This is a genomic window from Frigoribacterium sp. AC759, assembly GCF_979256015.1.
Genome location: NZ_CEEDMT010000030.1, coordinates 1 through 23,294 on the forward strand (window position 1 = coordinate 1; position 23,294 = coordinate 23,294).

Here is a 23,294-nt window from a genome sequence, read left to right on the forward strand (position 1 = left end):
CCCCGACCCCCACCCCGTCGGGTGAACCGACCCCGCGCGCCGCCACGGCCGCGCCCGTCGACGCCGATCTGCCGGCGCCGTCGGTGGCGTCCGTCCCGGCCGGCACGGTCGTGACCGAAGGCGATGTGCGTTCTCCGCTCGGCAGCGTCGCGTACCACTACCGGGTGGTCGCCGACGGCTCGAACGGCTACGACGTCCAGTACTCGGGCTTCACGTCGACGCTGCCCGTGCCGGTGTCCGCGACGCTCATCGACATCGCGCCCTCGGTGGGCGACGGGCTGACCTCGTACGGAGTCGGCTCGGTGCTGCTGGGCGGGCCGACGAGCGCGCCGACGTCGGGGGGCACGACCCTCGGCACCAGCCAGCCGTCGTACCTCGGCACGATCGTGACCTACTCGTCGGCTCCGTCGGCGGACGGCGTCCCGCTCGAGATCGGGCCCGACAAGGTGCTGGCCGTGCAGTCCGTCGCCTGGAGCATCCCGCCGCGCGAGACCAACATCGCCCCCGCCGACTCGGGCCCCGCGTCGCTCGCGGCCGGCACGGTCACCTCGACGACCGACGCCGGAGCGCCCCGCAGGTACCTCGTCTCCCCGAACGACACCACCGACGCGGTCGCCGCCCGGTTCGGCATCTCGGTCGCGGCGCTGATCTACCTGAACGCCGGGCTGCAGGTGCTCGACGACGAGCAGCGTCTGTTCGAGGGCACGACGCTGAATCTCGATCCCGCGAGCGTCTGACCGGCCCGCGCCGCGCCTCCTCGGCTCCAGTGACCGGCCTGCTCCGCACGGCAGGAGGCGCGGGTCAGCCGGTCGCGACCGCCGGCTCCGCGTCGAAGCGGGCACCCTCGGGCCGCGGGGGCGTCAGCACGAAGATCAGGAAGGCAAGCCAGCCGACGAACGGCACGAACAGGATGAACGCCCACAGCCCGCTGCGGTTCGCATCGTGCAGACGCCGCCAGGTGATGGCGAGGGTCGGCACGGCCGTCGCGAGGTAGATCGCGAGGAGGATCGCGTTCGGCGCGGTCGAGAACGACTGCCCGTCGACCTCGCTCCAGTCGCCGGTCAGCACACCCGTGACACCCTGGATCGCGAACGGCAGCGCGAACTGCACCAGCGCCACCCACCAGTACTCGGCCCGCCCCGCCCGACCCGAGAAGGTCGCGTACTTAACGACGAACCGGCGCATGGCCTCGACGAACGACGCTCGGTAGTACGGCTGGTCGATCGGCCGACGGTCGCGGTCGCGGTCGCGGTCGCTGGGGGCGGAGGCGATGGTCACGGTCTCATCGTAGGCGGCGAGTCGGCGGCGGAAGCGTTATCCACAGGGCTCGGACGCGGCGACCCCCGCCCCCTAGGCTGAGCGAAACGACCGCGTACCGAGGGGACCGCTCATGACCGACAACACGCCCAACGACCCGAACCAGCCGGGCTACCAGAACCCGCAGGGCCAGCCCGGCTACCCGCCCCAGGGAGGCGCGCAGCAGCCCTACGGATCGGCTCCCCAGGCGTACACGCCCGGCTCGAACGAGACCACGGGCGGCAGCAAGCCCCCGTCGAAGGGCATGGCCATCGCCGGCTTCGTCCTCTCGTTCTTCGGTCTGCTCGCCATCGTGGGTCTGATCCTGAACATCATCTCGTTCCGCCGGTTCGGGCGTGCGGGTCAGCCGCGCGGCCTCTCGCTGGCCGGCATCATCATCTCGATCGTGGTCATCATCATCACGGTCATCGGCATCATCGTGCTCATCGCCGGCGCCACCGTCCTGCTGCAGCAGTGCGCGGACCTCGGTCCCGGCACGCACGTGGTCGACGGCGTCACCTACACCTGCAACTGAGCTTCACCCCCACCGCACCAGCCCGACGGGCCGGTGCCGCACCCCGGGTCATCGGCCCGCCGGAGCGGCGCCGGCCCGTCGCCGCGTCCGGCGCCGCCGCCGCGCGCGCAGCGCGCCCAAACGAAGTGACGCGAAGCGGGCGATTCAGCGCCCCGAGCCCCCGCTTCGAGTCACCTCGTTCAGAGCCGGCGGCGCGGCCCGCACCTCGGCCACACGAGGTGACGCAAAAGGGGCGGTTCGGGGGCCCGAGGCCCCGGTTTGAGGCACTTCGTTCAGAGCCGGCGGAGCGGCTCGCACCCCGGCCACACGAAGTGACGCAAAAGGGGCGGTCTGGCGGCTTGAGGCGACGGTTTGCGGCACTTCGTTCGGAGGCGGCGGAGCGGCCCGAAGCCCGGCCACACGAAGTGACGCAAAAGGGGCGGTTCGGCGGGCTGAGGCGCCGGTTTGAGGCACTTCGTTCGGAGCCGACGGCGGGGCGCCCGCAGCGCCCGCAGCTCGGCCACACGAAGTGACGCAGAAGGGGCCGTGCCGCGGCCCGAGGCGACGGTTCGGGGCACCTCGTTCGGGGCGGGCGGGAGCGGCGAGCGCCTCGACGTCGAACGACCGGGGTCGCGCCGGCGAGTGAGGTTAGGCTAACCTAATCGCTTGTGACCCCCCATCTGCCGACCGGCGCCGCCCTCGTGGCCGACGGCGTCTCGATCGCCTACGACGGCGTCGACGTCGTCCACGACGCCCGACTCGAGCTCCGCCCCGGATGCGTCACCGCGCTGATCGGGCCGAACGGCAGCGGGAAGTCGACGCTCCTGCGGACCCTCGCGCGCCTCCAGCAGTCGCGGCTCGGCTCGCTCGCCCTCGCCGACGGCGTCGACACCCGGCCCGCCGACCACCAGCCCGCCGCCACCCGGTCCGCCGACCACAGCGACGCCGACCACCAGCCCCTCGACGCCCTCGCGCTCTCGCCCCGCGACTTCGCCCGTCGCGTCGCCATGCTCACGCAGGGCCGCCCCACCCCGAGCGGTCTGACCGTGCGCGACGTCGTCGAGTTCGGCCGCTACCCGCACCGCGGCCGCTGGGGTCGGGGCGATGCCGGCGGCTCGTCCGCCGTCGACCGCGCCCTCGACCTGACGGGTGTCGCCGCCCTCGCCGACCGCGGGGTCGACCAGCTCTCGGGCGGGCAGCTGCAGCGGGTCTGGCTGGCCAGCTGCCTCGCACAGGACACCGGCGTGCTGCTGCTCGACGAGCCCACCACGTACCTCGACCTCCGCTATCAGGTCGAGCTGCTCGACCTGGTGCGCGAGCTGGCCGACGACCGTCGCATCGCCGTCGGAGTCGTGCTGCACGACCTCGACCAGGCGGCCGCTCTCGCCGATCGCATCGTCGTGCTCAGCGAGGGCCGCGTCGTCGCGGAGGGCGAGCCAGCGGCCGTGCTGACACCGCACCTCCTGAGCGAGGTCTGGGGCATCCGCATCGACGTCGACACCGACCCCACCACCGGCCACCTGCGCACCCGCGCGATCGGCCGTCACCACACCAGAACCGAGAGGCTCCACCCGTGAACACCAGACGACGACTCCTGACGGCCGCGGCCGTCGCCGCCGCCGCAGCCCTCACCCTCGCAGGGTGCGGCACCACCGAGACGACCGACGCCGGTGCGACCGCCGAGAGCGGCGAGCAGATCACGCTGACCGACGCGACCGGCACCGAGATCACGCTCGACGGCCCGGCGACGAAGGTCGTCGGCACCGAGTGGAACGTCGTCGAGGACCTCGTCGCGCTCGGCGTCGACCCGGTCGGCGTGGCCGACGTGCCCGGCTACGAGGCCTGGGGCTCCGCGGTGCCGCTGACGAACGAGCCCACCGACATCGGCACGCGCGGCGAGCCGAGCCTCGACACCGTCGCCTCGCTCGCGCCCGATCTGATCGTCGCGACCACCGATCTGCCCGCCGACGCCGTGACGCAGCTGCGTGAGATCGCGCCCGTGCTGCAGATCACCTCGGCCGACGCCTCGCGCCAGATCGAGAACTCGACCGACAACCTGGACCTGATCGCGAAGGCCACCGGCACCGAAGACCAGGCGACCGAGGTCAAGGACGCCTTCACCGACGCGCTGGCCGAGGGCAAGAAAGCCATCGCGGACGCCGGGCTCGAGGGCACGAACGTGGCCTTCGCCGACGGCTACGTCGACGCCGGCCAGGTCGGGATCCGCCCGTACGCCGCCGGGTCGCTCGTCGGCGACGTCACCGAAGAGCTCGGTCTCGCCAACGGCTGGACGGTCGAGGGCGACCCCGCCTACGGTCTCGCCTCGACCGACGTCGAGGGGCTCACGCAGCTGCCCGACGACACGCAGTTCCTGTACATCACGAACGAGGTCGACGGCGACGACCCCTTCGCCGACGTGTTGGGCGACAACGCCGTGTGGAAGTCGCTGCCCTTCGTCGAGTCGGGCGACGTGCACCGCCTGCCCGACGGCATCTGGATGTTCGGCGGCCCGGCCGCGATGACGGGCTACATCGACGCCGCCGTCGCCGCGCTGACCGACTGACGCCCGACCGACCGACGCCTGACGCACCGAGCGACGCCACGACCGTGACCGCGACCGTCATCCCCACCGATCCCGTCCCGCCGACCCGGCAGGGGCGACCCGAGCGAGCCGAGGAGGCGCGGGTCGCCGCGCCCCGCCGGCTCACCCCTCGATCGGTCGGGGTGACGGTCGCGCTGGTCGCCGTCGTCGTGCTCCTCGCCCTCGTCGACATCACGCAGGGCACCGCCGACGTCGGGCCCCGGCAGGTGTGGCAGGCCCTGACCGGGACGGCGACGGCGGGCGACGCGTCCGTGGTGGTGGCGTCGCGCCTCCCTCGGATGGTCGCCGGTCTCGTCGTCGGAGTCGCCCTCGGGGCCGCGGGCGCCGCGCTGCAGCAGATCAGCCGCAACGTGCTGGCCTCGCCCGACACCCTCGCGGTGAACGCCGGAGCCTCCGCGGCCCTCGCCGTGGCCGCGGTCACCGGTCTGACGCTGCCGCTGCTGGCCTCGTCGGGCGTCGCGTTCGTCGGCGGTCTGATCGCCGCGGCGGTCGTGCTCGCCCTGTCGGGACTCGGCTCGGGCACCGTGCGGCTGGTGCTCGCCGGCAGCGCGCTGGCGCTCGGGCTCGCCTCGGTCACGAGCTCGCTGCTGCTGCTGTTCCCGCAGCAGACCGTCGGCCTCTACCAGTGGGGGCAGGGCAGCATCTCGCAGAACGGCTTCGCCGGCGTGGTGCAGCTGACCCCGATCGTCGTGGTCGGGCTCGCCGTGCTGCTGCTCGCCTCGACCCGCATCGACGCCCTGGCCCTCGGCGACGACGCGGCCCGCAGCGTCGGGGTCGACGTGCGCACGACCCGCGTCGTGACGGTGCTCGCCGCCGTGCTGCTGTCGGCGGCGGCCGTGACCCTGACCGGTCCGATCGGGTTCGTCGGGCTCTGCGCACCCGCCCTCGTGCGGCTGATGCGGCGCCTGGTGCCCGCCGTGCGGCGCTCGCTCGTGCTCATGCCGCTCGCCGGGCTGACCGGCGCCGGGCTCGTGCTCGGCGCCGACGTGCTGCTGCGGGTGCTGGTTGGGGCCGAGGCCTCGGTGCAGGTGCCGACCGGGGTCGTCACCTCGCTGCTCGGAGCCGTCTTCCTGGTCGTGCTCGCCTTCAGGGCCCGCGACCACGGCGGGGCGACGCCGGTCGAGCGGCACCCCATCGTGTCGCGCACCCGCTACGTCGCGACCCTCGTCGTCGTCGCGGCGGTGCTGGTCGGCGTCGTCGTCGCGTCGGTGCTGCTCGGCGACGCGAAGCTGCTGCTCGGCGACGTCGTCAACTGGATCGCGGGCCGCTCGGGGCCGGTCGTCAGCTACGTGCTCGACACCCGGGTGCCGCGCGTCGTCGCGGCCGTCACGGCGGGCGCCGCGCTCGCCCTCGCGGGCACCCTCGTGCAGGGCGCCACCCGCAACCCGCTGGCCGAGCCGGGCATCGTCGGCGTGACCGGCGGCGCGGGGCTCGGTGCCGTGCTGTTCGTCACCACCGTGCCCGCGGCGTCGGGCTGGGGCATCGCCGGGGCGGCCTTCGTCGGCGCGGTGCTCGCCTCGCTGATCGTCTTCGGCCTCGCCGCGCGCAGCGGCTTCGCCCAGAACCGACTCGTGCTGATCGGCATCGGCGTCGCGACCGCGACGACCGCCGCGATCAGCCTGCTCATCGTGCTCACCGACCCGTTCAATGGGGCGAAGGCGCTCACCTGGCTGTCGGGCTCGACCTACGGCCGCTCGCTCGCCGACTCGGCGCCGGTCGCGCTGGCACTGGTGCTGGCGGTCGTCGTGGTGGTCGCACAGCGTCGCCGACTCGACCTCGTGGGGGTGGACGACGACACGCCGCGCCTCCTCGGGGTCTCGCTCTCGCGCTCGCGCCTGGTCTTCCTGGCCCTGGCCGTGGTGCTGACGGCGACGGCCGTGGCGGCGGTCGGCGTGGTCGGGTTCGTGGGGCTCGTCGCGCCGCACGCGGCCCGGGCGCTGGTCGGCAGGAGGCACGCCAGGGTCGTGCCCGTCGCCGTGCTGCTCGGAGCCGTGCTCGTGGGCCTGGCCGACGTGCTCGGACGCACCGCGATCGCACCCGCGCAGCTCGGCGCGGGGCTGCTGACCGCCGTGATCGGGACGCCGTACTTCGTCTGGCTGCTCTGGCGCGGTCGCCGCTAGGGCGCGGGGCGCGGGGCGCGGGCGCGGCACCGCGTCGCACCGCCCCGCGCGCCCGGCCACCTCCGCGACACCTGTCGTCTCACTGCCGGTCACGCGCTCTCATTACGGTGCCGGAGGCCCGCTCGGGCCCACCCCGCACCGGACGAGAGGCACGATTATCACCACCGCGACCCCCCGACGAACCCCGCGACCAGGCCTCGCTCCCCGCCGACGCATCACGTCCCTCCTCGCCGCCGGAACCGGCCTCGGCATCGTCCTCTCCGGCTTCGGCGCGCTCTCCGCATCGGCGGCCACGCCCTTCGACCCGGCCGAGCTGAGCTACCCGTACCCCTCGAACGCCACGTACGACTACGTGCCGATCATCGACCGGTTCACGCAGCTGCGGGCCGACCGCCCCGACATCATCGCGCTGAACGACGCGATGACCGTGACGATCAACCAGAATGCGACCGCCGAGCAGGTCGACCGCGCCATCGTCGACCAGTACGACGACATGTCCGTGTCGATGGCCGACGGACTCGGCGAGAACCTGGGTGCGATCTACCGCGACGCGCGTCTGGCGGGCGAGCTGCCCAAGACCGAGGCGCTGCTGGCGAAGAGCGGCGGGCTGGTCGGCTACTACTCGTCGTCGAACCCCGCGAAGGAGCACTTCGACTGGGACCGCCCCTACATCCGGTTCCCCGAGCTGCTGACCTACCGCGACAAGCCGGGCGGCGACGCGTGGGCCTCCACGTCGGGCGCCTACCCGAGCGGGCACACCTCGCAGGCGTACTGGCAGGGCACCTCGCTCGCCACGATGCTGCCGGAGCTCGCGCCGCAGATCCTGGCCCGCACCTCCGAGGCGGGGAACAACCGCATCGTGATGGCCGCGCACTACCCGCTCGACGTGATGAGCGGTCGCATGATGGGTCAGCACATCGTCGAGCGCCGGTGGTCGGACCCCGAGTTCCGCACCCTGTTCGAGCAGGCGAGCACCGAGCTGCACCAGGTGCTCGAGGCGGGCTGCGGCGCGCCCCTCGCCGAGTGCATCGCCGCCGACACCCCGTACCTGAGCGACGAGGAGGCGCTGGCCGTCTACCGAGACCGCCTCGGCTACGACTTCCCCCTGGTCGGCGCCGCCGGTGAGCCGATCACCGTGCCCGAGAACGCGGAGTCGCTGCTCCTCACGAGCCACCCCGACCTCACCGCCGAGCAGCGTCGCCAGGTGCTCGCGCTGACCGCCGTCGACTCGGGTCGTCCGCTCGACGAGGGCGCCGAGGGCAGCTGGCAGCGGCTCGACCTCGCGGCGGCCATGTCGGCGTCGGTGACGGTCGCGGCCGACGGCACGGTCTCGCTCGTCGACCCGGCCGCGCCGCCGGTCGACCCGGCGCCCGTCGACCCCGCGCCCGTGGACCCGGCTCCGACCGACCCGGCGCCCGTGGACCCGGCTCCGGTCGACCCGGCTCCGGTCGACCCCGCACCCGTCGACCCGGCGCCGACCGACCCGGCCGCGCCCGCGCCCGCGGATCCGACCGACCCGGCCGCGGTGCCCGCCGACGACGAGCAGGACGCCGGGGGCGCGGCGCAGCAGCCCGGACCCGGCACGTCCGCCGGTGACGACGTCGCTCTGGCCGACGACGGGTCGCTCGCCTACACGGGCTCGGAGTCGATCGCGGGCATCGTCGCCGCGGCGCTCGCGCTGGTGGCCGCCGGAGCGGGGCTCATCGTCGTCCGACGCCGACGCCTCCGCCGCCTCCGCTAGCGGCCCCCGGCCACGGTGGTCGGAAGACGCCCTCCGCCACGGCGCGCGAGGGCGTCTTCCGACCACCCTCGGGCGGGGCGGGGCGGCTCGCGCGCGGGCGCGGCGGACTCGGCGGCGACTCAGCCCTGGCGCGCCACCGCGTGCTCGGCCTGCTCGCGGGTCAGGTCGGTGACTCCTCCGCAGTTCGTGCACTGGTTCGAGTACCGCGACGACACCGTGAACAGCGGGATGAAGAACAGCGTGAACTTCGTCGAGAGCTTCTCGACGCGCTGCGGCACGTTCTTGTCGCAGTAGCCGCAGATGAACACGACGGTCACGAGCAGCGAACGGCGGAGGGTCGTGCCGAAGAGGAGGAACATCGCTCGACCGTAGTCCAGCGGCCTCCGCGGACGTCGAGCGGCATCGAGGTGACGCATCAGGGGCCCTCGGCGGCGCGGAGAGCCCCCGACGGGTCACCTCGATGCACGTCGGCCGCGAGGCGAGGCCGGCCGCGTGCACGACGGGTGTTGCACGATCGTGACGACCCGCGCCTCCTCGGCTCGGTAGCGTCGGGGGCATGGGGAAGACGACACGACTTCGACAGGGCGTCATCGGCGGAATCGCGGCCGTGCTGCTGCTGACCGGGTGCACCGCAGGAGGCGCGGGTGACGACTCCGCGACCCCCGGCCCGACAGGCGGTGGCGACTCGACCCCCTCCGCCGGCGCCACGCCGTCGTCGACGCCTGCACCCGACGACTCGGCCGCCTCGCCGGTCACCGAGATCGACCTCGACTGCGCCGCCCTGCTCGACTCGGCCACCGCGAGCGCGCTGCAGCCCGAGTGGACTCCGCGCGACTACTACGCCCGGGCCGATGCCGTGCCCGCCGACTACGCGATCGCGCAGGAGGGCGGCCTGATCTGCACGTGGAACGACGGGGCCGCCTCCGACGGCAAGAACAACCCCGTGCCGGGCAGCGACTACACGGGGCTGCTCGTGCAGGTGCTGCCGCACGCCGCCGAGCAGTACGCGCAGCTGGTCGCCACCTACGGCGAGAAGACCGAACCCGACTGCTACGACAACATGAGCGTCGAGAACCAGGGGACCGCGGGCTGCACGCACGACATGCTGATCGGCGACACCTGGGTCAGCATGCTCGCGACCGGGCTCGTCGTGCCCGAGGGCGGCTCGAACGAGAAGGTCTTCGCGCCGGCCGTGCGCTCGGTCACCGATGCAGTCACCGCGGCCGACGTCTCGGACGACCCCTGGCCGCTCGGCGGGGCTCTGCCCGGCTTCACCTGCAACGCCGACGCCCCGATCGACGGAGCGGCGCTCGGCATCGACGACGAGGTGCAGCTCGTGCTGCCCGGCGGCGGGTACTCGATCTACGCGGCGGCCTGGCAGCGTGCGGCGGCCTCGAACTGCTTCGTGTCGGTCGCCGACGGCGGTGCCGACGCCGCGGTCGACTCGGTGGCCGACGAGAGCCTGCTGGTAGGAGGTGCGTGGGCGCTCGATCAGCGGCTCGAGTTCGGGCACGTCGACGCGTCGTCGGCGGTCGAGGTGCCGGGGCTCGCCTCGGGAGACCGCGCCTACCGCACCTGCGCCGAGACGTGCATCACCGACCTCGTGCTCGGCGACGACTGGGTGCGGCTGACCGTGCACCCGGTCGTGGTGCCCGACGTCGAGGCGGCCAGCGAGGCGCTCGCCGCCGACTACGTCGCCCGCGCAGCCGCGTAGCGCCGGCGCGCGCCCCGCGCGCGCCGCGCCCGCCGCGCGCACCGCGCCCGCCGCGGGCCGCCCCATCGAAGTGACGCGTCAGGGCCCCTCCCGGCCCCCGACGCCCCCTTTCGGGTCACCTCGATCCCCGCGGGCCGCGGAACGCGACCCGGCGCCCATCGAAGTGACGCAAAGGTGGCCCTCCCGGCCCGTGACAGCCCTTTTTGGGTCACCTCGATCGGCACAGGGCGGGCGGCACGGCCCCACGCCCATCGAAGTGACGCGTCGGGGGGCCTGGCGGTGCGCGACGGGCCCTTTCGGGTCACCTCGATCGGCGGGGGCGACGGCCCCCTCGGATCACCTCGAGCCGCGCACGGCCCGCGGTACGCGACCCGACGCCCATCGAAGTGACGCGAAGGTGGCCCTCCCGGCCCGCGACAGCCCCTTTTGGGTCACTTCGATCGAGACGGGGCTGGCGCGGCATGGCCCGGGGCCCATCGAAGTGACGCGTCGGGGGGCTTGGCGGTGCGCGGCGGGCCCTTTCGGGTCACCTCGATCGGGGGGGGGCCGCGCAGCCGCGCAGCGGCGCGGCGCGGGACTCAGCGTCGCGAGAAGACGTGGTCCGGTTCTCGCCCGTCGAGGGCGCCCGTGTAGAACCCGAGAGAGAACGACTCCGCGAAGAAGCCGTCGAAGTCGCGGTACCCGACGGCGAGGAGTCGTCCGTCGACGTCGAGTTCGAGCATGCCCTGCTCCTCGTCGAGCACAGACCAGGTGCCGTCGGTCGAGATCGAGCTCGGCCGCGGGTCCGCGCGGCAGGCCTCGAGCTCGGGGTCGCCGGCCGATCCGCCGCACGCGAGGGCGGCCGGGAGGTCGTGCGCCTCGAACGTGCCGTCCTCCGACAGGACGATCGCCGCGGCCCCGTCGCCTGAGCTCTCGATCCACGTGCCGTGGAGTCGCTCCGCGAAGGCCTCGGCGCTCCGGTCGCCGACGAACGGGGCACCGGCGCAGGCGCTCAGCACCATCGAGGTCGACGCGATCATGAGCACCGCCAGGGCCCTGCTGCGACTCGGCACCTGATCCGCCCCTCCCCCGGGACTCCTCGGCGACACGATGCACCGGTCACCGGCGACAGTGCCGCGACCCCACCGAGGAGGCGCGCTACAGGAATCGGAGCGAGTGACGGGAATCGAACCCGCGCTACCAGCTTGGGAAGCTGGAGTTCTACCATTGAACTACACTCGCGCGCCGCGTCGGACGCGGACCAGTCCACTATAGCGACCCGCGCCTCCTCGGCCGCTCACGACCCCTGCGGTCAGAGGCCGCCGACGCCGACGATGCGGAGGTCGAGCGAGGGCTCGACGAGTTCGGACTCGACGGCGAGACGCCCCAGGAGGCGCTCGGCGACATCGCGCGCGACCCGCGGCCCGGCGGCCTCGTCGCTCACGGCGATGTCGAGTGTGATCCGGGTCTCGGCCTTCGTGACGACGATCCCCACGATCGGAGCCGAGGGCCCCGTCACCGTCGCCACAGCACCCGAGCCGTCCACGACATCTGCCGCACCAGCGGCTCCAGCGCCACCCGCCGCACCCGCGGCACCGGCATCCGCCCCACCGCCGAGCCCCGTGCCTCCGCCGACCACGCTCGTCAGTCCGTCGACCGCGCGCCGCACGACCGTGCCGAACCCCGGGCGGGCCTGGACGCGCACGACGCCCGGTGTGCCCGCGGCGAGCGCCCCGAGCTCGGTCGCGAGCTGTGAGAGTCGGCTGTCGTCCATCACAGGCCTCCGTCGGCTTCGTCGTCGAGCTGGTGCACGTCGCGCACCGTCACATCGACACTCTCGACCACGAGCTCGGTCTGCTGCAAGAGGTGTCGGGCGACGGCGTCGCGGACCTCGTCGGCGAGCGGCTGCACGGCCACGCCGTAGAGGGCGCTGATGGCGACGTCGACCGTCACGATCGCGTCGGGCTGCGCGACGTCGCCCACGATGGCGCACGAGATCACGAGCGCCCCGTCGACCGAGTCGCCCGCCTCGCGGATCAGCCCGCGGACGGCCCCCTCGGTGATGTGCAGCGTCGTCCGCTCGTGGGTCGACGTGAGCGGGATCTCGCGGCCAGAGCGCGACTCGAGTCGCACGCGGCTCATGACGTCGGCGATCCACGAGGGCGCCGGGGCGGGGGTCGCGGCGACCTCGTCGGTCAGCAGCTGGGCCGAGATGCCGCGCAGCCGCTGCAGTGCGTTGAGCTGGGCGAGCGCCGACGGGTCGTCCTCGATGAGGGGGTCGTAGGGCTGCCGGCCCTCGTCGAGGTAGTCGGCGATCCGTTCGATGCTCACGCCGTCGTCGGGGGCGGCGTCAACGGCCGCGTCGAGCTCGGCCTCGGCGTCGGCTGCGGTCACCGCGTCGCCGGCCGCGGTCGCGTGCTCGGGGTCGAGTCCGTGCGCGATCGCGTCGGCGGTCGTCTCGGCGCCGGTGGGCGACGGGGTCGCATCGGCGGTCGTCTCGGCGCCGGTGGGCGACGGGGTCGCGTCAGCGGCCCCCGAGGAGGCGCGGGTCGGCCCGCTCTCGTCGCCGTCGTACCCGGAGGAGCGGGTCGGGTCGTCGCTCATCGCCAGGCCTCCATCTCTCGGGTCAGTGTCTCTCGGGCCCGGGCCAGGAGGCCTCGGACGGCGGTCACGGTCGTGCCGGTGGTCTCGGCGATGTCGGCGTACGACTCGCCTCCGACCTCGCGGAGCGTCCAGACCTGGCGTTGGCTCTCGGGCAGTCGTCGCAGCGCCGAACGGAGACCCGACATGGCGTCGCCGGTGACGACCGCGCGCTCGGGGTCGTCGCGGCCGCCGGGCTCGCTCGGCAGCTCCAGCTCGTCGACGTCGCTCGCCGGACGCCGCGAGCGCACCAGGTCGAACGACTTGCGCGACACGATCCGCATCATCCAGCCGCGCACGGCGGCCGGCTCGCTGAGGGTCGGCAGCTCGCGCCAGATCGCGATCGAGGCCTCCTGCACGGCGTCGTTCGCATCGGCGCGCGAACTCGTGAGACGGGTCGCGTAGGCGGTCATCAGACCGAGGTGCCGGCGGAGCAGCTGCTCGAAGGCCCTCTCATCTCCCTCCGCGGCACGCGACGCGAGCACCGCGTCGGACGCTTCGGACAGGTCGACCGCCACCGCGCCTCCTCGGCTGGATCCGATCGGGGCGCATCGCTGTGACCCGACCTCCGGTGCTCCGGTAGAACGGAGCGGAACAGAGTGCCGACGGACACCGTGACGATTCGGTCGCGGCATGCGTCTCGTAGACGACTAAACCACGAACGACTCCACCGCACATCCGACAGACAGGATCCGATCATGACCGACACGACTCCCCCCACCGTCACCCCCGCAGCGAGCGCCGCCGCGAGCACCCCCGTCGCGGGCACCGCTGCGGCGACCGGCACGGCGCGCGCGACCGGGCGCACCGTCATCGCCGACACCGTCATCTCGAAGGTGGCCGGCATCGCCGCCCGCGCGGTGCCCGGCGTCCACGCGCTCGGCGGCGGCGCCGCACGCGCGTTCGGTGCGATCCGCGACGTGGTCGGCAGCCAGGACCTCGCCCAGGGCGTCCGCGTCGAGGTCGGCGAGACCCAGGTCGCGGCCGACGTGTCGATCGTCGTCGAGTACCCGCTGCCCATGAGCCGGATCGCCGACGACGTGCGCGCCAGCGTCGCCGACGCGATCGAGCAGCTCGTGGGCATGCAGGTCGCCGAGGTGAACGTCGCCGTCGTCGACGTGCACATCGCCGGGGTCGACGACGACGAGGGGTCCGCACCCGTCGCGACCCGCGTCGTCTAGCGGGCGGCGGCAGCCGGGCGTCCGGGCGGCCGGGCGGCCCGGGCGGCCAGCGGCCTCAGCGCACGGCGAGCAGGATCTTGCCGCTGTGCCCGCCCGACTCCATGCGCTCGTGCGCGGCCGCGGCGAACTCGAGAGGGAACACGCTGTCGAGCACCGGGCGCACGTCGCCCCGCTCGACGAGCGGCCAGACGTGCTCGCGCACCTGCGCCATGATCTCTCGGCGCTCCTCGAGGGGGCGGGCGCGCAGGGTGGTGCCCCAGATGCGGGCGCGCTTGGCCATCAGGCGGCCGACGTCGATGGTGGCGTCGCGGCCGCCCTGAGCGGCGATCACCATGATGCGACCCCCGACGGCGAGCGCGTCGACGTCGCGGGCGAGGTAGTCGCCGCCGACGAGGTCGAGGATCACGTCGACGCCCCGGCCGCCGGTGAGCTCGTGCACGACCTCGACGAAGTCGTCGCTCTTGTAGTCGATGCCGCGGTCGGCGCCGAGCTGCTCGCAGAACTCGACCTTGGCCGGGGTGCCGGCGGTGGCGTACACGGTCGAGCCGAGGGCCTTGGCGAGCTGGATCGCGATCGACCCGACCCCGCTCGATCCACCGTGCACGAGCAGGGTCTCGCCCGGCTGCAGCTGCGCGTTCATGAACACGTTCGACCAGACGGTCGCGACCGCCTCGGGCAGACCGGCCGACTCGACGAAGTCCATGCCCTTCAGGTACGGCAGCAGCAGCCCCGCGTCGACCGACACGCGGTCGGCGTAGCCCCCGCCGGGCAGCAGGGCCACGACGTGGTCGCCCAAGGAGGCGCTGGTCACCTCGCTGCCGACGGCCACCACCGTGCCGCTCACCTCGAGCCCCGGCCACTCGGGCGCTCCGGCCGGAGACGGGTAGTGCCCCTCGCGCTGGTTCACGTCGGCGCGGTTGACGCCGGCGGCCGCGACGTCGATGACGACCTCGTGCGCTCCGGCGACGGGCTCGGGCACCTCGCTGACGATCAGGGCACGGGGCCCTCCGGGCACGGGGACGGTGACAGCACGCATGCGTCCATCCTCCTCCAACCGGGCCGACCGGGCCTCCCCGCGGTGCCGAGCGCACCTCCTGCCGGGCTGACCGGGCCTCCCCGCGGGCCTGACTAGGCTGGCCGCGTGCTGCTCTCCGACCACGACATCAAGCTCGAACTCGACGCGGGCCGCATCGGCCTCGACCCCTACGACCCGGCGCTGATCCAGCCGTCGAGCATCGACGTGCGGCTCGACCGGCTGTTCCGCCTGTTCGACAACCACAAGTACCCCTTCATCGACCCCGCCGTCGAGCAGCCCGAGCTGACCCGGCTGGTCGAGACGAAGGCCGACGAGCCGTTCATCCTGCACCCGGGCGAGTTCGTGCTCGGCAGCACCTACGAGCTGGTCAGCCTGCCCGACGACGTCGCCGCGCGACTCGAGGGCAAGAGCTCGCTGGGGCGTCTCGGGCTGCTGACGCACTCGACGGCCGGGTTCATCGACCCCGGGTTCAGCGGTCACGTGACGCTCGAGCTGTCGAACGTCGCGACGCTGCCGATCAAGCTCTGGCCCGGCATGAAGATCGGGCAGCTGTGCTTCTTCTGGCTCAGCTCGCCGGCCGACCACCCCTACGGCTCGAGCGAGTACGGCTCGCGGTACCAGGGTCAGCGCGGGCCGACGGCGAGCCGATCGGCGCAGTCGTTCGTGCACACCGACGTCAGCCGCTAGCCCCGCGGCGCCGCGTCGCGTCGCCACGGCCGCGCCAGTTCGGTCGATGAGTCACGACACGCCGCGGCACCCCGAGGAGGCGCGGCGCGTCGTGACTCATCGACTTCGGTAGCGAGACCCCCGGGCCCGGCACAGAGCATGAGAAGGGGGTGCGGGGAGAAACCCGACATCTCAACCCGCACCCCGTGACTCGCGATCCTGAACCGGTCATCGCGAGGCATCAACATCCTGTAACGAATACTCACTTTTGTGAGCGTCCTGGACGAAGAACGAAGGATCAGGACGCCGCGCGAAGGTCAATCCCTTGCACGCTCGCACCTCGCACCCGTGTCGACCCGCGCCTCCTGAGCCCGGCGGCCGCAGCCGTGGTGGCGGCAGCGGCCGCAGCCGTGGCGGCGACTCGTCGTGCGTCAGGACTCGAGGGTCTCGCGCGGCGAGCGGCCGTACGCCTCGAGGTGGAGCGCCGAGAAGCGGCCCGCGTGGGCGAAACCCCAGTTCGCTGCGATGCCCGCGACGGTGTGCCCGAGGGTGGGGTCGCTCGCCAGCAGCTCGTCGTGGGCGCCGCGCAATCGAGCCTTCCGCAGCTCGGCCATGGGGGTCGAGTCGAGGTGCTTGCGGAACGCGAGCTGCAGCCCGCGCGGGGTCAGCCGGGCGGCCTCGGCGATCTCGGCGACGCCGATGTCGTCGTGCGCGTGCTCGGCCATGAACGTCATCGCGCGGCGCACGGTCGAGGGCAGCAGGGGCCCTTCGCTCCGCTCGTCGAGCCCGACGGCGGTGGTCGAGAACCCCTCGACGAAGGCGGCGACCACGGTGCGGAACGCGGCCGACCGCACGAGCTGACTCGCCATCGCCGCGTCGTTGCCGACCAGCTGCCGCAGGTGTCCCGACACCGACCGCCAGTGCTTCTGGTGCGCGGGCGAGACGGGGTTCATCGAGGTGAGGTGCAGTCCGCGCGGGGCGGTGAGACCGAGCAGGGCGAGCTCCTTCTCGACCGCCTCGCGATCGAGCATGATCTGCGACAGCTCGAGGTGCTCCCACCGGGTGTCCTTGACGCGACTGCTCGAGAAGGCGACGGTCTGGCCCGTCGTGCCGCGCACCTCCTCGACTCCGTCCGAGACGGTCACCCGACCCGCGACGACGGTCGCGATGCTGAAGTACGGGATCGGGTCGCTGAGGGTCCGCAGGACTCCGCCGTACTCGAGGTGACCGACGGCGAAGCGGGACTCGCCGGTGACCGATCGGCGGAACCGGAAGTCGTCGGAGACGGTGGCGTCGAGCGACTGCAGACGGTAGACGCGGTGCAGGATCTCGTGTGCGACGGCGCGGTCGGTCGTCTCGATGCTGCGGACGCGCGGGTCCGCGAAGGGATTCGGTGACATCGGTGTCGGCCCGGGTCGGGTGGTGGCCGCAGCGAACGGGGTCCGGGTTCGCGTGAGCTCGTCGACCTGATCCGTCGACTGGGGAAGGCTACCGCGGAAACCCGTGCGACAGCAGGCTCGGCGCGGGTGGGATCCCGAGCCGCGGGACGGGGCGTAGCGTCGCCGACATGGACTACAGAACTCTGGGAAACAGCGGCGCCTCCGTGTCGGAGCTGACACTCGGCACCATGACCTTCGGCGCCGAAGCCGACGAGACCACCTCCTTCGCCCTGCTCGACGCCTTCGTCGCGGCGGGCGGCACCCTGGTCGACACCGCCGACGTGTACAGCGCGGGCGTGTCGGAGGAGATCATCGGGCGCTGGCTCGCGAAGCACCCGACCGAGGAGGCGCAGGTCGTGCTCGCGACGAAGGGGCGGTTCCCGATGGGGGCCGGCCCGAACGACGTCGGGCTGTCGCGCCGTCACCTCGCGACCGCCCTCGACGCCTCCCTCACCCGACTCGGCGTCGAGCACGTCGACCTCTACCAGATGCACGCGTGGGACCACCTGACGCCGATCGACGAGACCCTGCGGTTCCTGGACGACGCCGTCAGCGCGGGCAAGATCGGCTACTACGGCTTCTCGAACTACCTCGGCTGGCAGGTGAGCAAGGCCGTCGGTCGCGCCGCGGCCCTCGGCTTCACGCCGCCCGTGACCCTGCAGCCGCAGTACAACCTGCTCGTGCGCGACATCGAGCACGAGATCGTGCCGGCCTCGCTCGACGCCGGCATCGGCCTGCTGCCGTGGTCGCCCCTGGCGGGCGGCTGGCTGAGCGGCAAGTACACCCGCGACCAGGCCCCGACCGGAGCCACCCGCCTCGGCGAGGACCCGAAGCGCGGCATGGAGGCCTGGGAGGCGCGGAACGCGGACGAGCGCACCTGGGCAGTCCTCGACGAGGTCACCTCGATCGCCGCCGCCCACGACGCGTCGGCGTCGCAGGTCTCGCTCGCGTGGCTGCTGCGTCAGCCCGCGGTGACGTCGGTCATCCTGGGCGCGCGGTCGGTCGAGCAGCTCTCCGACAACCTCGGGGCGTCGGACGTCGCGGTCGCGCTGACCGACGACGAGGTCGCCCGACTGTCGGCCGCCAGCGCACCCCGGATCGACGACTACCCGTACGGCACCGCCGGGGTCGCGCAGCGCGACCGCAAGCTCGCCGGCGGCCGCTAGCCGCTCGCGCGGCTCCGCAGCGCGCTACACCCCGTTTTCGGCGCTACACCCGGATCTTTCGGGGTGCTGCGCCGAGAACGGGGTGTCGCGCTGAGCGGCGGCGGCGGCGGCGGCGACGGCGGCGGCGGCGGCGCTCAGCGGTGCAGCGAGCGGGTGGCGCCGACGCGACCGCGCGCCACCCGCACGGCCACCGTCACGCCGAGCACGACGATCGCCGCGATGATCGCCGCGACGCCGGCCACCGTGTTCTCGGGTTCGCCGAGCAGACGGCCCACGGCGATCCACGACAGGCCCCAGCTCAGCGACAGGGCGGGGGCGATTCGCCCGCGCCCGGCGAAGGCGATCGCGACGCCGACCAGGGCCGCGACCCCGAGCACCACGGCCGACCAGAAGCCGGCCGGCAGACCGAAGCCGTCGAAGCCGGCGTCGACGAACCCGGCGGCCACGTTCGCGACCGTCGCCACGCTGACCCAGCCGAGGTAGAGGCCGAAGGTGCCGTCGGTCACGACGGCGTCGACCCAGCCGCTCGAGGCGGTGTGGAAGCAGATGACGAAGATGCGCGCCAGCACGAGCAGCAGCGCGACGATCACGGCCGCGCCCAGCCAGACGCTGCCGAGCTGCACGGCCGCGAAGAGCCAGCCCGCGTTCAGCAGCATCGAGGCGGCGACCCAGTAGCCGAGGCGGCGGTGCCGCGTGACGGCCCGCTGACGCGGCAGGGCCTGGTAGACGGCGTAGGCGACGAGGCCGAGGTAGATGACGCTCCAGATGCTGAACGCGGTGGTCGCGGGAGCGACGGTCGTGGCGGTGGCGCTGAGGGCTCCCCCGGCGGCGTCGGCGACCGCGGTGCCGCCGAAGGCGCCCGACCCGACGGCCGCGAGCACGATCGCGACGACCGCGCTGACCAGCACGACGATCTGGCGGACGACGTCGGCGCCTGTGGCGGGCGAGGCGCCGGTGGCGCGCGAGTCGCCCGCCGCGGGCGACGGGGTGCGGGCGGGGCTGCTGGTCTGCGGGTCGGAACTCATGCGGACGACGCTAGTCGCGCCTCCTGCAGATTTCTCTTAGCAACTAAAACAATCAGCGACCTGTCAGGCGGCGGGCTTCCAGCGACGCAGCAGCTGCGCGTTCAGCGCGACGATCACGGTCGACAGGCTCATCAGCACCGCACCGGCCGCGGGCGAGAGGACGAAGCCGACCCCTGCCAGGACTCCGGCGGCGAGCGGCACCGACAGCACGTTGTAGCCGGCACCCCAGACGAGGTTCTGGATCATCTTGCGGTAGCCGACCCGCGACAGCGAGATGACCGACAGCACGGCCCGCGGGTCGTTCGAGGCGAGCACGACGCCGGCCGACTCGACGGCGACGTCCGTCCCGGCGCCGATCGCGATGCCGACGTCGGCGCGGGCGAGCGCCGGAGCGTCGTTCACCCCGTCGCCCACCATGGCGACCCTCTGGCCGCGCTGCTGGAGCTCGGCCACGCGGGCGTCCTTCTCGTCGGGGCGCACCTCGGCGAACACCTCGTCGATGCCGAGCTCGCGCCCGACGGCCTCGGCGACGGGCCGGGCGTCGCCGGTGATCATGGCGACGCGCACGCCCGCCTCGTGCAGACGTCGCACCGCCTCGGCCGACTCGGGGCGCACCTCGTCGCGGAGGGCGAAGGCCGCCTCGACCGCGCCGTCGCGCACGAGGTAGAGCACGGTCGCGCCCTCGTCGGACCACGATGCGGTCGCGGAGGCGATCTCGTCGGGCACCTCGTGGTCGCCGTCGCGCAGCAGACCCGGGCCGCCGACCGCGACCCGCACGCCGTCGATCGTGCCCTCGACGCCGCGTCCCGTGACGGTGCGGAAGTCGGTGACGTCGACCCGCGCCTCCTCGGGTCGGGCCTGAGGCGAGTCGGCCGCGGCGCGGACGATCGCCCGGGCCAGAGGGTGCTCGCTGTCGCGCTCGACGGCGGCCGCGAGGCGGAGCGCGGCGTGCCGACGGTCGTCGGAGGAGGCCGAGGCGTCCGAGGAGGCGGTCGTCACGTCCGTCACGACCGGCTCGCCCCGCGTGAGGGTGCCCGTCTTGTCGAACAGGACGGTGTCGACCAGACGCATGCGCTCGAGGGCGAGGCGGTCTTTGACGAGCACTCCGGCGCGCGCGGCGCGTTCCGTCGAGATGGCGATCACGAGCGGGATCGCGAGGCCGAGGGCGTGCGGGCAGGCGATGACGAGCACGGTGACCGTGCGCGTGATGGCCTGGTCGACGTCGCCGATCAGCAGCCAGACGACGAAGGTGATGACGCCCGCACCCGCGGCGAACCAGAACAGCAGAGCGGCGGCCCGGTCGGCGAGCGCCTGAGCGCGCGACGACGACGCCTGCGCCTCGGCCACGAGACGGCGGATCCCGGCGAGCGCCGTGGCCTCGCCGACCGCCTCGACCCGCACGCGCAGGGTGCCGTCGGTGGCGACCGTTCCGGCGACGACGCGGTCGCCGACAGCGCGGGAGACCGTGCGGGACTCGCCCGTGATCATCGACTCGTCCATCGCGGCCTCGCCGTCGACGATGCTGCCGTCGGCGGGGACCCTCCCGCCCGAGCGGACGAGCACGATGTCGCCGACCACCAGATCGGCGATCGCGACAGGCTCGGTGTCGCCGGTGGTGGGGGTGGTGTGGGCGGCGGTGTGGGCGGCGTCGCCGGTGGTGTGGGTGGTGTGGGTGTGGGTGGTGTCACCGGTGGTGTGGGTGGTTGCGGCGGCGTGGGCGGTGTCGCCGGTGGTGTGGGTGGTGGTGGCGGCGTGGCCGGCGGCGGGTACGACGACGCGGTCGGCGGTGTCGGGCAGCAGCGCCGCGAGGGCGTCGAGGGCTCCGGAGGCGGCGCCGAGCGCCCGCATCTCGATCCAGTGGCCGAGCAGCATGATGACGACGAGGAGGGCGAGCTCCCACCAGAAGTCGAGGTCGAGCCCGCCGATGCCGAGCTGGGTCGCCCAGCTCGCGGCGAAGGCGACGGTGATCGCCATCGCGATGAGCAGCATCATGCCGGGCTGCTTGGCGCGGGCCTCGGCGACCCCTCCGCTGAGGAACGGCCAGCCGCCCCAGAAGAACAGGAACGTGCCGAGCACCGGCGAGATCCACGTCGAGCCGGGGAACTCGGGCACGTCGTAGCCGAGCAGCCCCGCGAACATCGAGCTGAAGACGATCACCGGGATCGCCACGACCAGACTCACCCAGAACTTGTCGCGGAACTGCGCCGCGTGATCGCCGTGCCCGCCGTGGCCGGCGTGACCGTGTCCGCCGTGCCCAGCGTGCGCGTCGTGACCGGCGTGCGCGTCGTGCCCAGCGTGCGCGTCGTGACCGGCGTGCGCGTCGTGCCCAGCGTGCGCGTCGTGACCGGCGTGGTCGTCGTGACCCGCACCTCCTGCGTGGTCGGCGTGCGGGGTGCTGTCAGGGTGCCCGGTGCTCATACACATACCCTAGGGGGGTATACGTCAGACCGCCAGCATCCGGTCCATCCCGAGTCGAGGAGGCGCGGCGCGGCAACCCCTGCCCGTCGCGCCGGTCAGCCCCCGACCGGAGGCCCGACCACGAGCAGCACGACGAACACGACCACGACACCGGCGACGAGCAGCCCCAGGGCGAGCCCGAGGTGCGTGAGCATCCAGCGCAGCAAGCGGTCGAGCGGGCGGCGATCGCGCGGGTCGTCGGTGGCGGTGCGTCGCCAGTCGCCGCGGAGTCGCCCGCTGCGGTCGATCCAGCGCTCGACCGGGACCGACGCGTACGGCACGACGGCGCTCGCCAGCGCGGCCAGCGTGACACCGAGCGACCAGCGCTGGTTGACCGCGACGACGATACCCGCGACGAGATACGCCAGGAACACGAAGCCGTGGATCGGCCCGGCGACGCTGACCGGCCAGTCGCCGACGCGGGCGACGTACTTCAGCAGCATGCCGCCGATCAGCAGCGACCAGGTCACCACCTCGGCGACGGCGAACGAGCGGAAGAGGGTGCGAGGCGACACGAGTTGCTCCTGGTCAGGGGCCGACGGGGTACTGCGTCCATGCTCGCAGCCCCCGCCTGGGCGTGCGCCCGCGCGCTGCGCGCTGCGGCGCCGCGGCGCGCCCCCTCCCCGAACGAAGTGACCCGAAACGGCCCCTCGGGCGCCAGGAGGCCGCGCTTTGCGTCACCTCGATGAGGCCGCGCGCAGGCGGGCGCCGCCGGCGCAGAACGAAGTGACTCGAAACGGGCCCTTGGGCGCCAGGGGGCCACGCGTTGCGTCACCTCGATGGGGCGGGACGGGTGCGGGACGGGGTGCAGGGGACGGCGGGCTCCCCGGGTGCCGACCCGCGCCTCCCGCACCTCAAGCCCGAACGAAGTGACTCGAAACGGGGCCTGGGGCGCCGTGAGGCCGCGCTTTGCGTCACCTCGATGAGGCGGGGCGGGGTTGGGGGCGCAGGGGGCGGGGCGCTGCCTGGGTGCCGAACCGCGCCTCCTTGGTTGGGTGGGGGCATGACGACACTCGCGATCATCGGAGCAGGTAAGGGGCTCGGCGCTGCCGTCGCCCGACGATTCGGCCGGGAGGGCTTCAGCGTCGCGCTGATCTCTCGGCACCAGGGGCGGCTCGACGCGCTGGCCGCCGAGCTCGGCGCCGACGGCGTCACGGCTCAGGGCTTCACCGCCGACGTGCGCGACCCGGCGAGCCTCGCGGCCGCGCTCGAGCAGGCGACCGAACAGCTCGGTCCGATCCAGGTGCTGCAGTACAGCCCCCTGCCGCAGAAGGACTTCATGCGCCCCGTGCTCGAGACGACGCCGGCGGACCTCGTCGGGCCGATCGAGTTCTCCGTCTACGGACCCGTCGCGGCCGTGCACCAGGTGCTGCCGGGCATGCGGTTCCTGCCCGGAGGCGGCGGCACGATCCTCTTCGTCAACGGCGGCTCGGCCGTCACCCCCGGCAAGAACCTCACCGGCACGTCGATCGCGTTCGCCGGCGAGACCGCTTACGCGCAGCTGCTGCACGAGGTGCTGGCCGACGAGGGGATCCACGTCGCGCAGCTGATCATCCCCGGCGGCATCGACCCGCAGAGCGAGGGCAAGAACCCCGACGCCCTGGCCGAGCTGCTCTGGCAGCAGCACGTCTCGCGGAGCACGTTCCGCACCACCGCCCCCGAGGCCTAGCCCGCGCGGCGCTGCGTGCGCCGCCGCCCGCCGCCCGCCGTCGCCGGGT

22 protein-coding genes and 1 tRNA gene are annotated in these 23,294 nt (G+C 73.5%); 11 read left to right on the forward strand and 12 right to left on the reverse strand.

The window, feature by feature from the left end:
* Positions 1 to 737: LysM peptidoglycan-binding domain-containing protein (locus ACZ6JE_RS13635; RefSeq protein WP_464319299.1), on the forward strand; the 737-nt coding region annotated here is incomplete at its 5' end.
* Positions 738 to 801: 64 nt separating this feature from the next.
* Here ACZ6JE_RS13635 and ACZ6JE_RS13640 read toward each other — a convergent pair.
* A complete protein-coding gene (locus ACZ6JE_RS13640; protein WP_464319300.1) occupies positions 802 to 1,278 on the reverse strand; it encodes a DUF805 domain-containing protein in 477 nt (158 codons plus the stop codon).
* 112 nt (positions 1,279 to 1,390) lie between these two features.
* Here ACZ6JE_RS13640 and ACZ6JE_RS13645 point away from each other — a divergent pair, with 112 nt between their 5' ends.
* The 5 genes from ACZ6JE_RS13645 (at position 1,391) to ACZ6JE_RS13665 (ending at position 8,273) form a co-directional block, all read left to right on the forward strand.
* Positions 1,391 to 1,831, forward strand: a complete 441-nt coding sequence (locus ACZ6JE_RS13645) for a DUF973 family protein (RefSeq protein WP_464319301.1) — start codon at positions 1,391 to 1,393, stop codon at positions 1,829 to 1,831.
* 647 nt (positions 1,832 to 2,478) lie between these two features.
* Positions 2,479 to 3,387 (forward strand): ABC transporter ATP-binding protein, encoded by a 909-nt coding sequence (locus ACZ6JE_RS13650; RefSeq protein WP_464319302.1) that lies wholly within the window; start codon positions 2,479 to 2,481, stop codon positions 3,385 to 3,387.
* Entirely contained in the window at positions 3,384 to 4,373 is a 990-nt protein-coding gene (locus tag ACZ6JE_RS13655) for an iron-siderophore ABC transporter substrate-binding protein (RefSeq protein WP_320478547.1), read from the forward strand. Before ACZ6JE_RS13650 ends, ACZ6JE_RS13655 begins: the two co-directional genes overlap by 4 nt.
* Positions 4,374 to 4,417: 44 nt before the next feature.
* Positions 4,418 to 6,532, forward strand: coding sequence for an iron ABC transporter permease (locus tag ACZ6JE_RS13660; RefSeq protein ID WP_464319303.1), 2,115 nt, complete (start codon positions 4,418 to 4,420; stop codon positions 6,530 to 6,532).
* A 352-nt stretch (positions 6,533 to 6,884) separates the two neighbouring features.
* Complete coding sequence (locus ACZ6JE_RS13665) at positions 6,885 to 8,273, forward strand: acid phosphatase (protein ID WP_464319304.1); 1,389 nt, start codon at positions 6,885 to 6,887, stop codon at positions 8,271 to 8,273.
* Positions 8,274 to 8,392: 119 nt separating this feature from the next.
* On the opposite strand, the gene ACZ6JE_RS13670 is transcribed toward ACZ6JE_RS13665, so the two are convergent.
* Positions 8,393 to 8,632: a zinc-ribbon domain-containing protein gene (locus ACZ6JE_RS13670; RefSeq protein ID WP_192061701.1), complete on the reverse strand. Its 240-nt coding sequence runs from the start codon at positions 8,630 to 8,632 to the stop codon at positions 8,393 to 8,395.
* 197 nt (positions 8,633 to 8,829) lie between these two features.
* Between ACZ6JE_RS13670 and ACZ6JE_RS13675 the strand changes: the two genes are divergently transcribed.
* On the forward strand, positions 8,830 to 9,987 hold the full coding sequence (locus ACZ6JE_RS13675) for a hypothetical protein (protein ID WP_464319305.1): 1,158 nt from the start codon (positions 8,830 to 8,832) through the stop codon (positions 9,985 to 9,987).
* Positions 9,988 to 10,565: 578 nt separating this feature from the next.
* On the opposite strand, the gene ACZ6JE_RS13680 is transcribed toward ACZ6JE_RS13675, so the two are convergent.
* From ACZ6JE_RS13680 to ACZ6JE_RS13700, 5 genes are all read right to left on the reverse strand, one after another.
* Positions 10,566 to 11,039 (reverse strand): hypothetical protein, encoded by a 474-nt coding sequence (locus ACZ6JE_RS13680; RefSeq protein WP_464319306.1) that lies wholly within the window; start codon positions 11,037 to 11,039, stop codon positions 10,566 to 10,568.
* A 98-nt stretch (positions 11,040 to 11,137) separates the two neighbouring features.
* Positions 11,138 to 11,208, reverse strand: a tRNA-Gly gene (locus tag ACZ6JE_RS13685).
* 70 nt (positions 11,209 to 11,278) lie between these two features.
* A complete protein-coding gene (locus ACZ6JE_RS13690; protein ID WP_464319307.1) occupies positions 11,279 to 11,740 on the reverse strand; it encodes a hypothetical protein in 462 nt (153 codons plus the stop codon).
* Entirely contained in the window at positions 11,740 to 12,570 is an 831-nt protein-coding gene (locus tag ACZ6JE_RS13695; RefSeq protein ID WP_464319308.1) for an Asp23/Gls24 family envelope stress response protein, read from the reverse strand. Before ACZ6JE_RS13695 ends, ACZ6JE_RS13690 begins: the two co-directional genes overlap by 1 nt.
* Positions 12,567 to 13,124: an RNA polymerase sigma factor gene (locus tag ACZ6JE_RS13700; RefSeq protein ID WP_243216533.1), complete on the reverse strand. Its 558-nt coding sequence runs from the start codon at positions 13,122 to 13,124 to the stop codon at positions 12,567 to 12,569. Before ACZ6JE_RS13700 ends, ACZ6JE_RS13695 begins: the two co-directional genes overlap by 4 nt.
* A gap of 180 nt (positions 13,125 to 13,304) precedes the next feature.
* On the opposite strand from ACZ6JE_RS13700, the gene ACZ6JE_RS13705 reads away from it, so the two are divergent.
* Positions 13,305 to 13,787: an Asp23/Gls24 family envelope stress response protein gene (locus ACZ6JE_RS13705; RefSeq protein ID WP_464319309.1), complete on the forward strand. Its 483-nt coding sequence runs from the start codon at positions 13,305 to 13,307 to the stop codon at positions 13,785 to 13,787.
* A gap of 55 nt (positions 13,788 to 13,842) precedes the next feature.
* Here the strand turns inward: ACZ6JE_RS13705 and ACZ6JE_RS13710 are convergent, their stop codons facing one another.
* On the reverse strand, positions 13,843 to 14,823 hold the full coding sequence (locus tag ACZ6JE_RS13710) for an NAD(P)H-quinone oxidoreductase (RefSeq protein ID WP_192061694.1): 981 nt from the start codon (positions 14,821 to 14,823) through the stop codon (positions 13,843 to 13,845).
* Between the two features lie 105 nt (positions 14,824 to 14,928).
* Between ACZ6JE_RS13710 and dcd the strand changes: the two genes are divergently transcribed.
* A complete protein-coding gene (dcd, locus tag ACZ6JE_RS13715; protein WP_464319310.1) occupies positions 14,929 to 15,510 on the forward strand; it encodes a dCTP deaminase in 582 nt (193 codons plus the stop codon).
* A 410-nt stretch (positions 15,511 to 15,920) separates the two neighbouring features.
* On the opposite strand, the gene ACZ6JE_RS13720 is transcribed toward dcd, so the two are convergent.
* Complete coding sequence (locus tag ACZ6JE_RS13720; RefSeq protein ID WP_464319311.1) at positions 15,921 to 16,889, reverse strand: AraC family transcriptional regulator; 969 nt, start codon at positions 16,887 to 16,889, stop codon at positions 15,921 to 15,923.
* 167 nt (positions 16,890 to 17,056) lie between these two features.
* Here ACZ6JE_RS13720 and ACZ6JE_RS13725 point away from each other — a divergent pair, with 167 nt between their 5' ends.
* Positions 17,057 to 18,094 carry an aldo/keto reductase gene (locus ACZ6JE_RS13725; protein WP_192061691.1) on the forward strand — a complete coding sequence of 346 codons (1,038 nt, stop codon included), beginning with the start codon at positions 17,057 to 17,059 and terminating at the stop codon, positions 18,092 to 18,094.
* Positions 18,095 to 18,228: 134 nt separating this feature from the next.
* On the opposite strand, the gene ACZ6JE_RS13730 is transcribed toward ACZ6JE_RS13725, so the two are convergent.
* The 3 genes from ACZ6JE_RS13730 to ACZ6JE_RS13740 all read right to left on the reverse strand — a co-directional run bounded on the left by ACZ6JE_RS13730 (position 18,229) and on the right by ACZ6JE_RS13740 (position 22,091).
* Positions 18,229 to 19,119, reverse strand: a complete 891-nt coding sequence (locus tag ACZ6JE_RS13730; RefSeq protein WP_464319312.1) for a TspO/MBR family protein — start codon at positions 19,117 to 19,119, stop codon at positions 18,229 to 18,231.
* A gap of 63 nt (positions 19,120 to 19,182) precedes the next feature.
* On the reverse strand, positions 19,183 to 21,537 hold the full coding sequence (locus tag ACZ6JE_RS13735; RefSeq protein ID WP_464319313.1) for a heavy metal translocating P-type ATPase: 2,355 nt from the start codon (positions 21,535 to 21,537) through the stop codon (positions 19,183 to 19,185).
* A gap of 95 nt (positions 21,538 to 21,632) precedes the next feature.
* Positions 21,633 to 22,091 carry a DUF3817 domain-containing protein gene (locus ACZ6JE_RS13740; RefSeq protein ID WP_464319314.1) on the reverse strand — a complete coding sequence of 153 codons (459 nt, stop codon included), beginning with the start codon at positions 22,089 to 22,091 and terminating at the stop codon, positions 21,633 to 21,635.
* A gap of 488 nt (positions 22,092 to 22,579) precedes the next feature.
* Between ACZ6JE_RS13740 and ACZ6JE_RS13745 the strand changes: the two genes are divergently transcribed.
* Positions 22,580 to 23,245: an SDR family NAD(P)-dependent oxidoreductase gene (locus tag ACZ6JE_RS13745; protein WP_055798758.1), complete on the forward strand. Its 666-nt coding sequence runs from the start codon at positions 22,580 to 22,582 to the stop codon at positions 23,243 to 23,245.
* Positions 23,246 to 23,294: the final 49 nt, after the last annotated feature.

Bases quoted from the DNA above. Each gene is read 5' to 3' on its own strand.
- ACZ6JE_RS13645 (WP_464319301.1), top strand. From the start codon at position 1,391: ATGACCGACAACACGCCCAACGACCCGAACCAGCCGGGCTACCAGAAC.
- ACZ6JE_RS13670 (WP_192061701.1), bottom strand. From the start codon at position 8,632: ATGTTCCTCCTCTTCGGCACGACCCTCCGCCGTTCGCTGCTCGTGACC.
- ACZ6JE_RS13675 (WP_464319305.1), top strand. From the start codon at position 8,830: ATGGGGAAGACGACACGACTTCGACAGGGCGTCATCGGCGGAATCGCG.
- ACZ6JE_RS13690 (WP_464319307.1), bottom strand. From the start codon at position 11,740: ATGGACGACAGCCGACTCTCACAGCTCGCGACCGAGCTCGGGGCGCTC.
- ACZ6JE_RS13695 (WP_464319308.1), bottom strand. From the start codon at position 12,570: ATGAGCGACGACCCGACCCGCTCCTCCGGGTACGACGGCGACGAGAGC.
- ACZ6JE_RS13705 (WP_464319309.1), top strand. From the start codon at position 13,305: ATGACCGACACGACTCCCCCCACCGTCACCCCCGCAGCGAGCGCCGCC.
- ACZ6JE_RS13710 (WP_192061694.1), bottom strand. From the start codon at position 14,823: ATGCGTGCTGTCACCGTCCCCGTGCCCGGAGGGCCCCGTGCCCTGATC.
- ACZ6JE_RS13720 (WP_464319311.1), bottom strand. From the start codon at position 16,889: ATGTCACCGAATCCCTTCGCGGACCCGCGCGTCCGCAGCATCGAGACG.
- ACZ6JE_RS13725 (WP_192061691.1), top strand. From the start codon at position 17,057: ATGGACTACAGAACTCTGGGAAACAGCGGCGCCTCCGTGTCGGAGCTG.
- ACZ6JE_RS13730 (WP_464319312.1), bottom strand. From the start codon at position 19,119: ATGAGTTCCGACCCGCAGACCAGCAGCCCCGCCCGCACCCCGTCGCCC.
- ACZ6JE_RS13735 (WP_464319313.1), bottom strand. From the start codon at position 21,537: ATGAGCACCGGGCACCCTGACAGCACCCCGCACGCCGACCACGCAGGA.
- ACZ6JE_RS13745 (WP_055798758.1), top strand. From the start codon at position 22,580: ATGACGACACTCGCGATCATCGGAGCAGGTAAGGGGCTCGGCGCTGCC.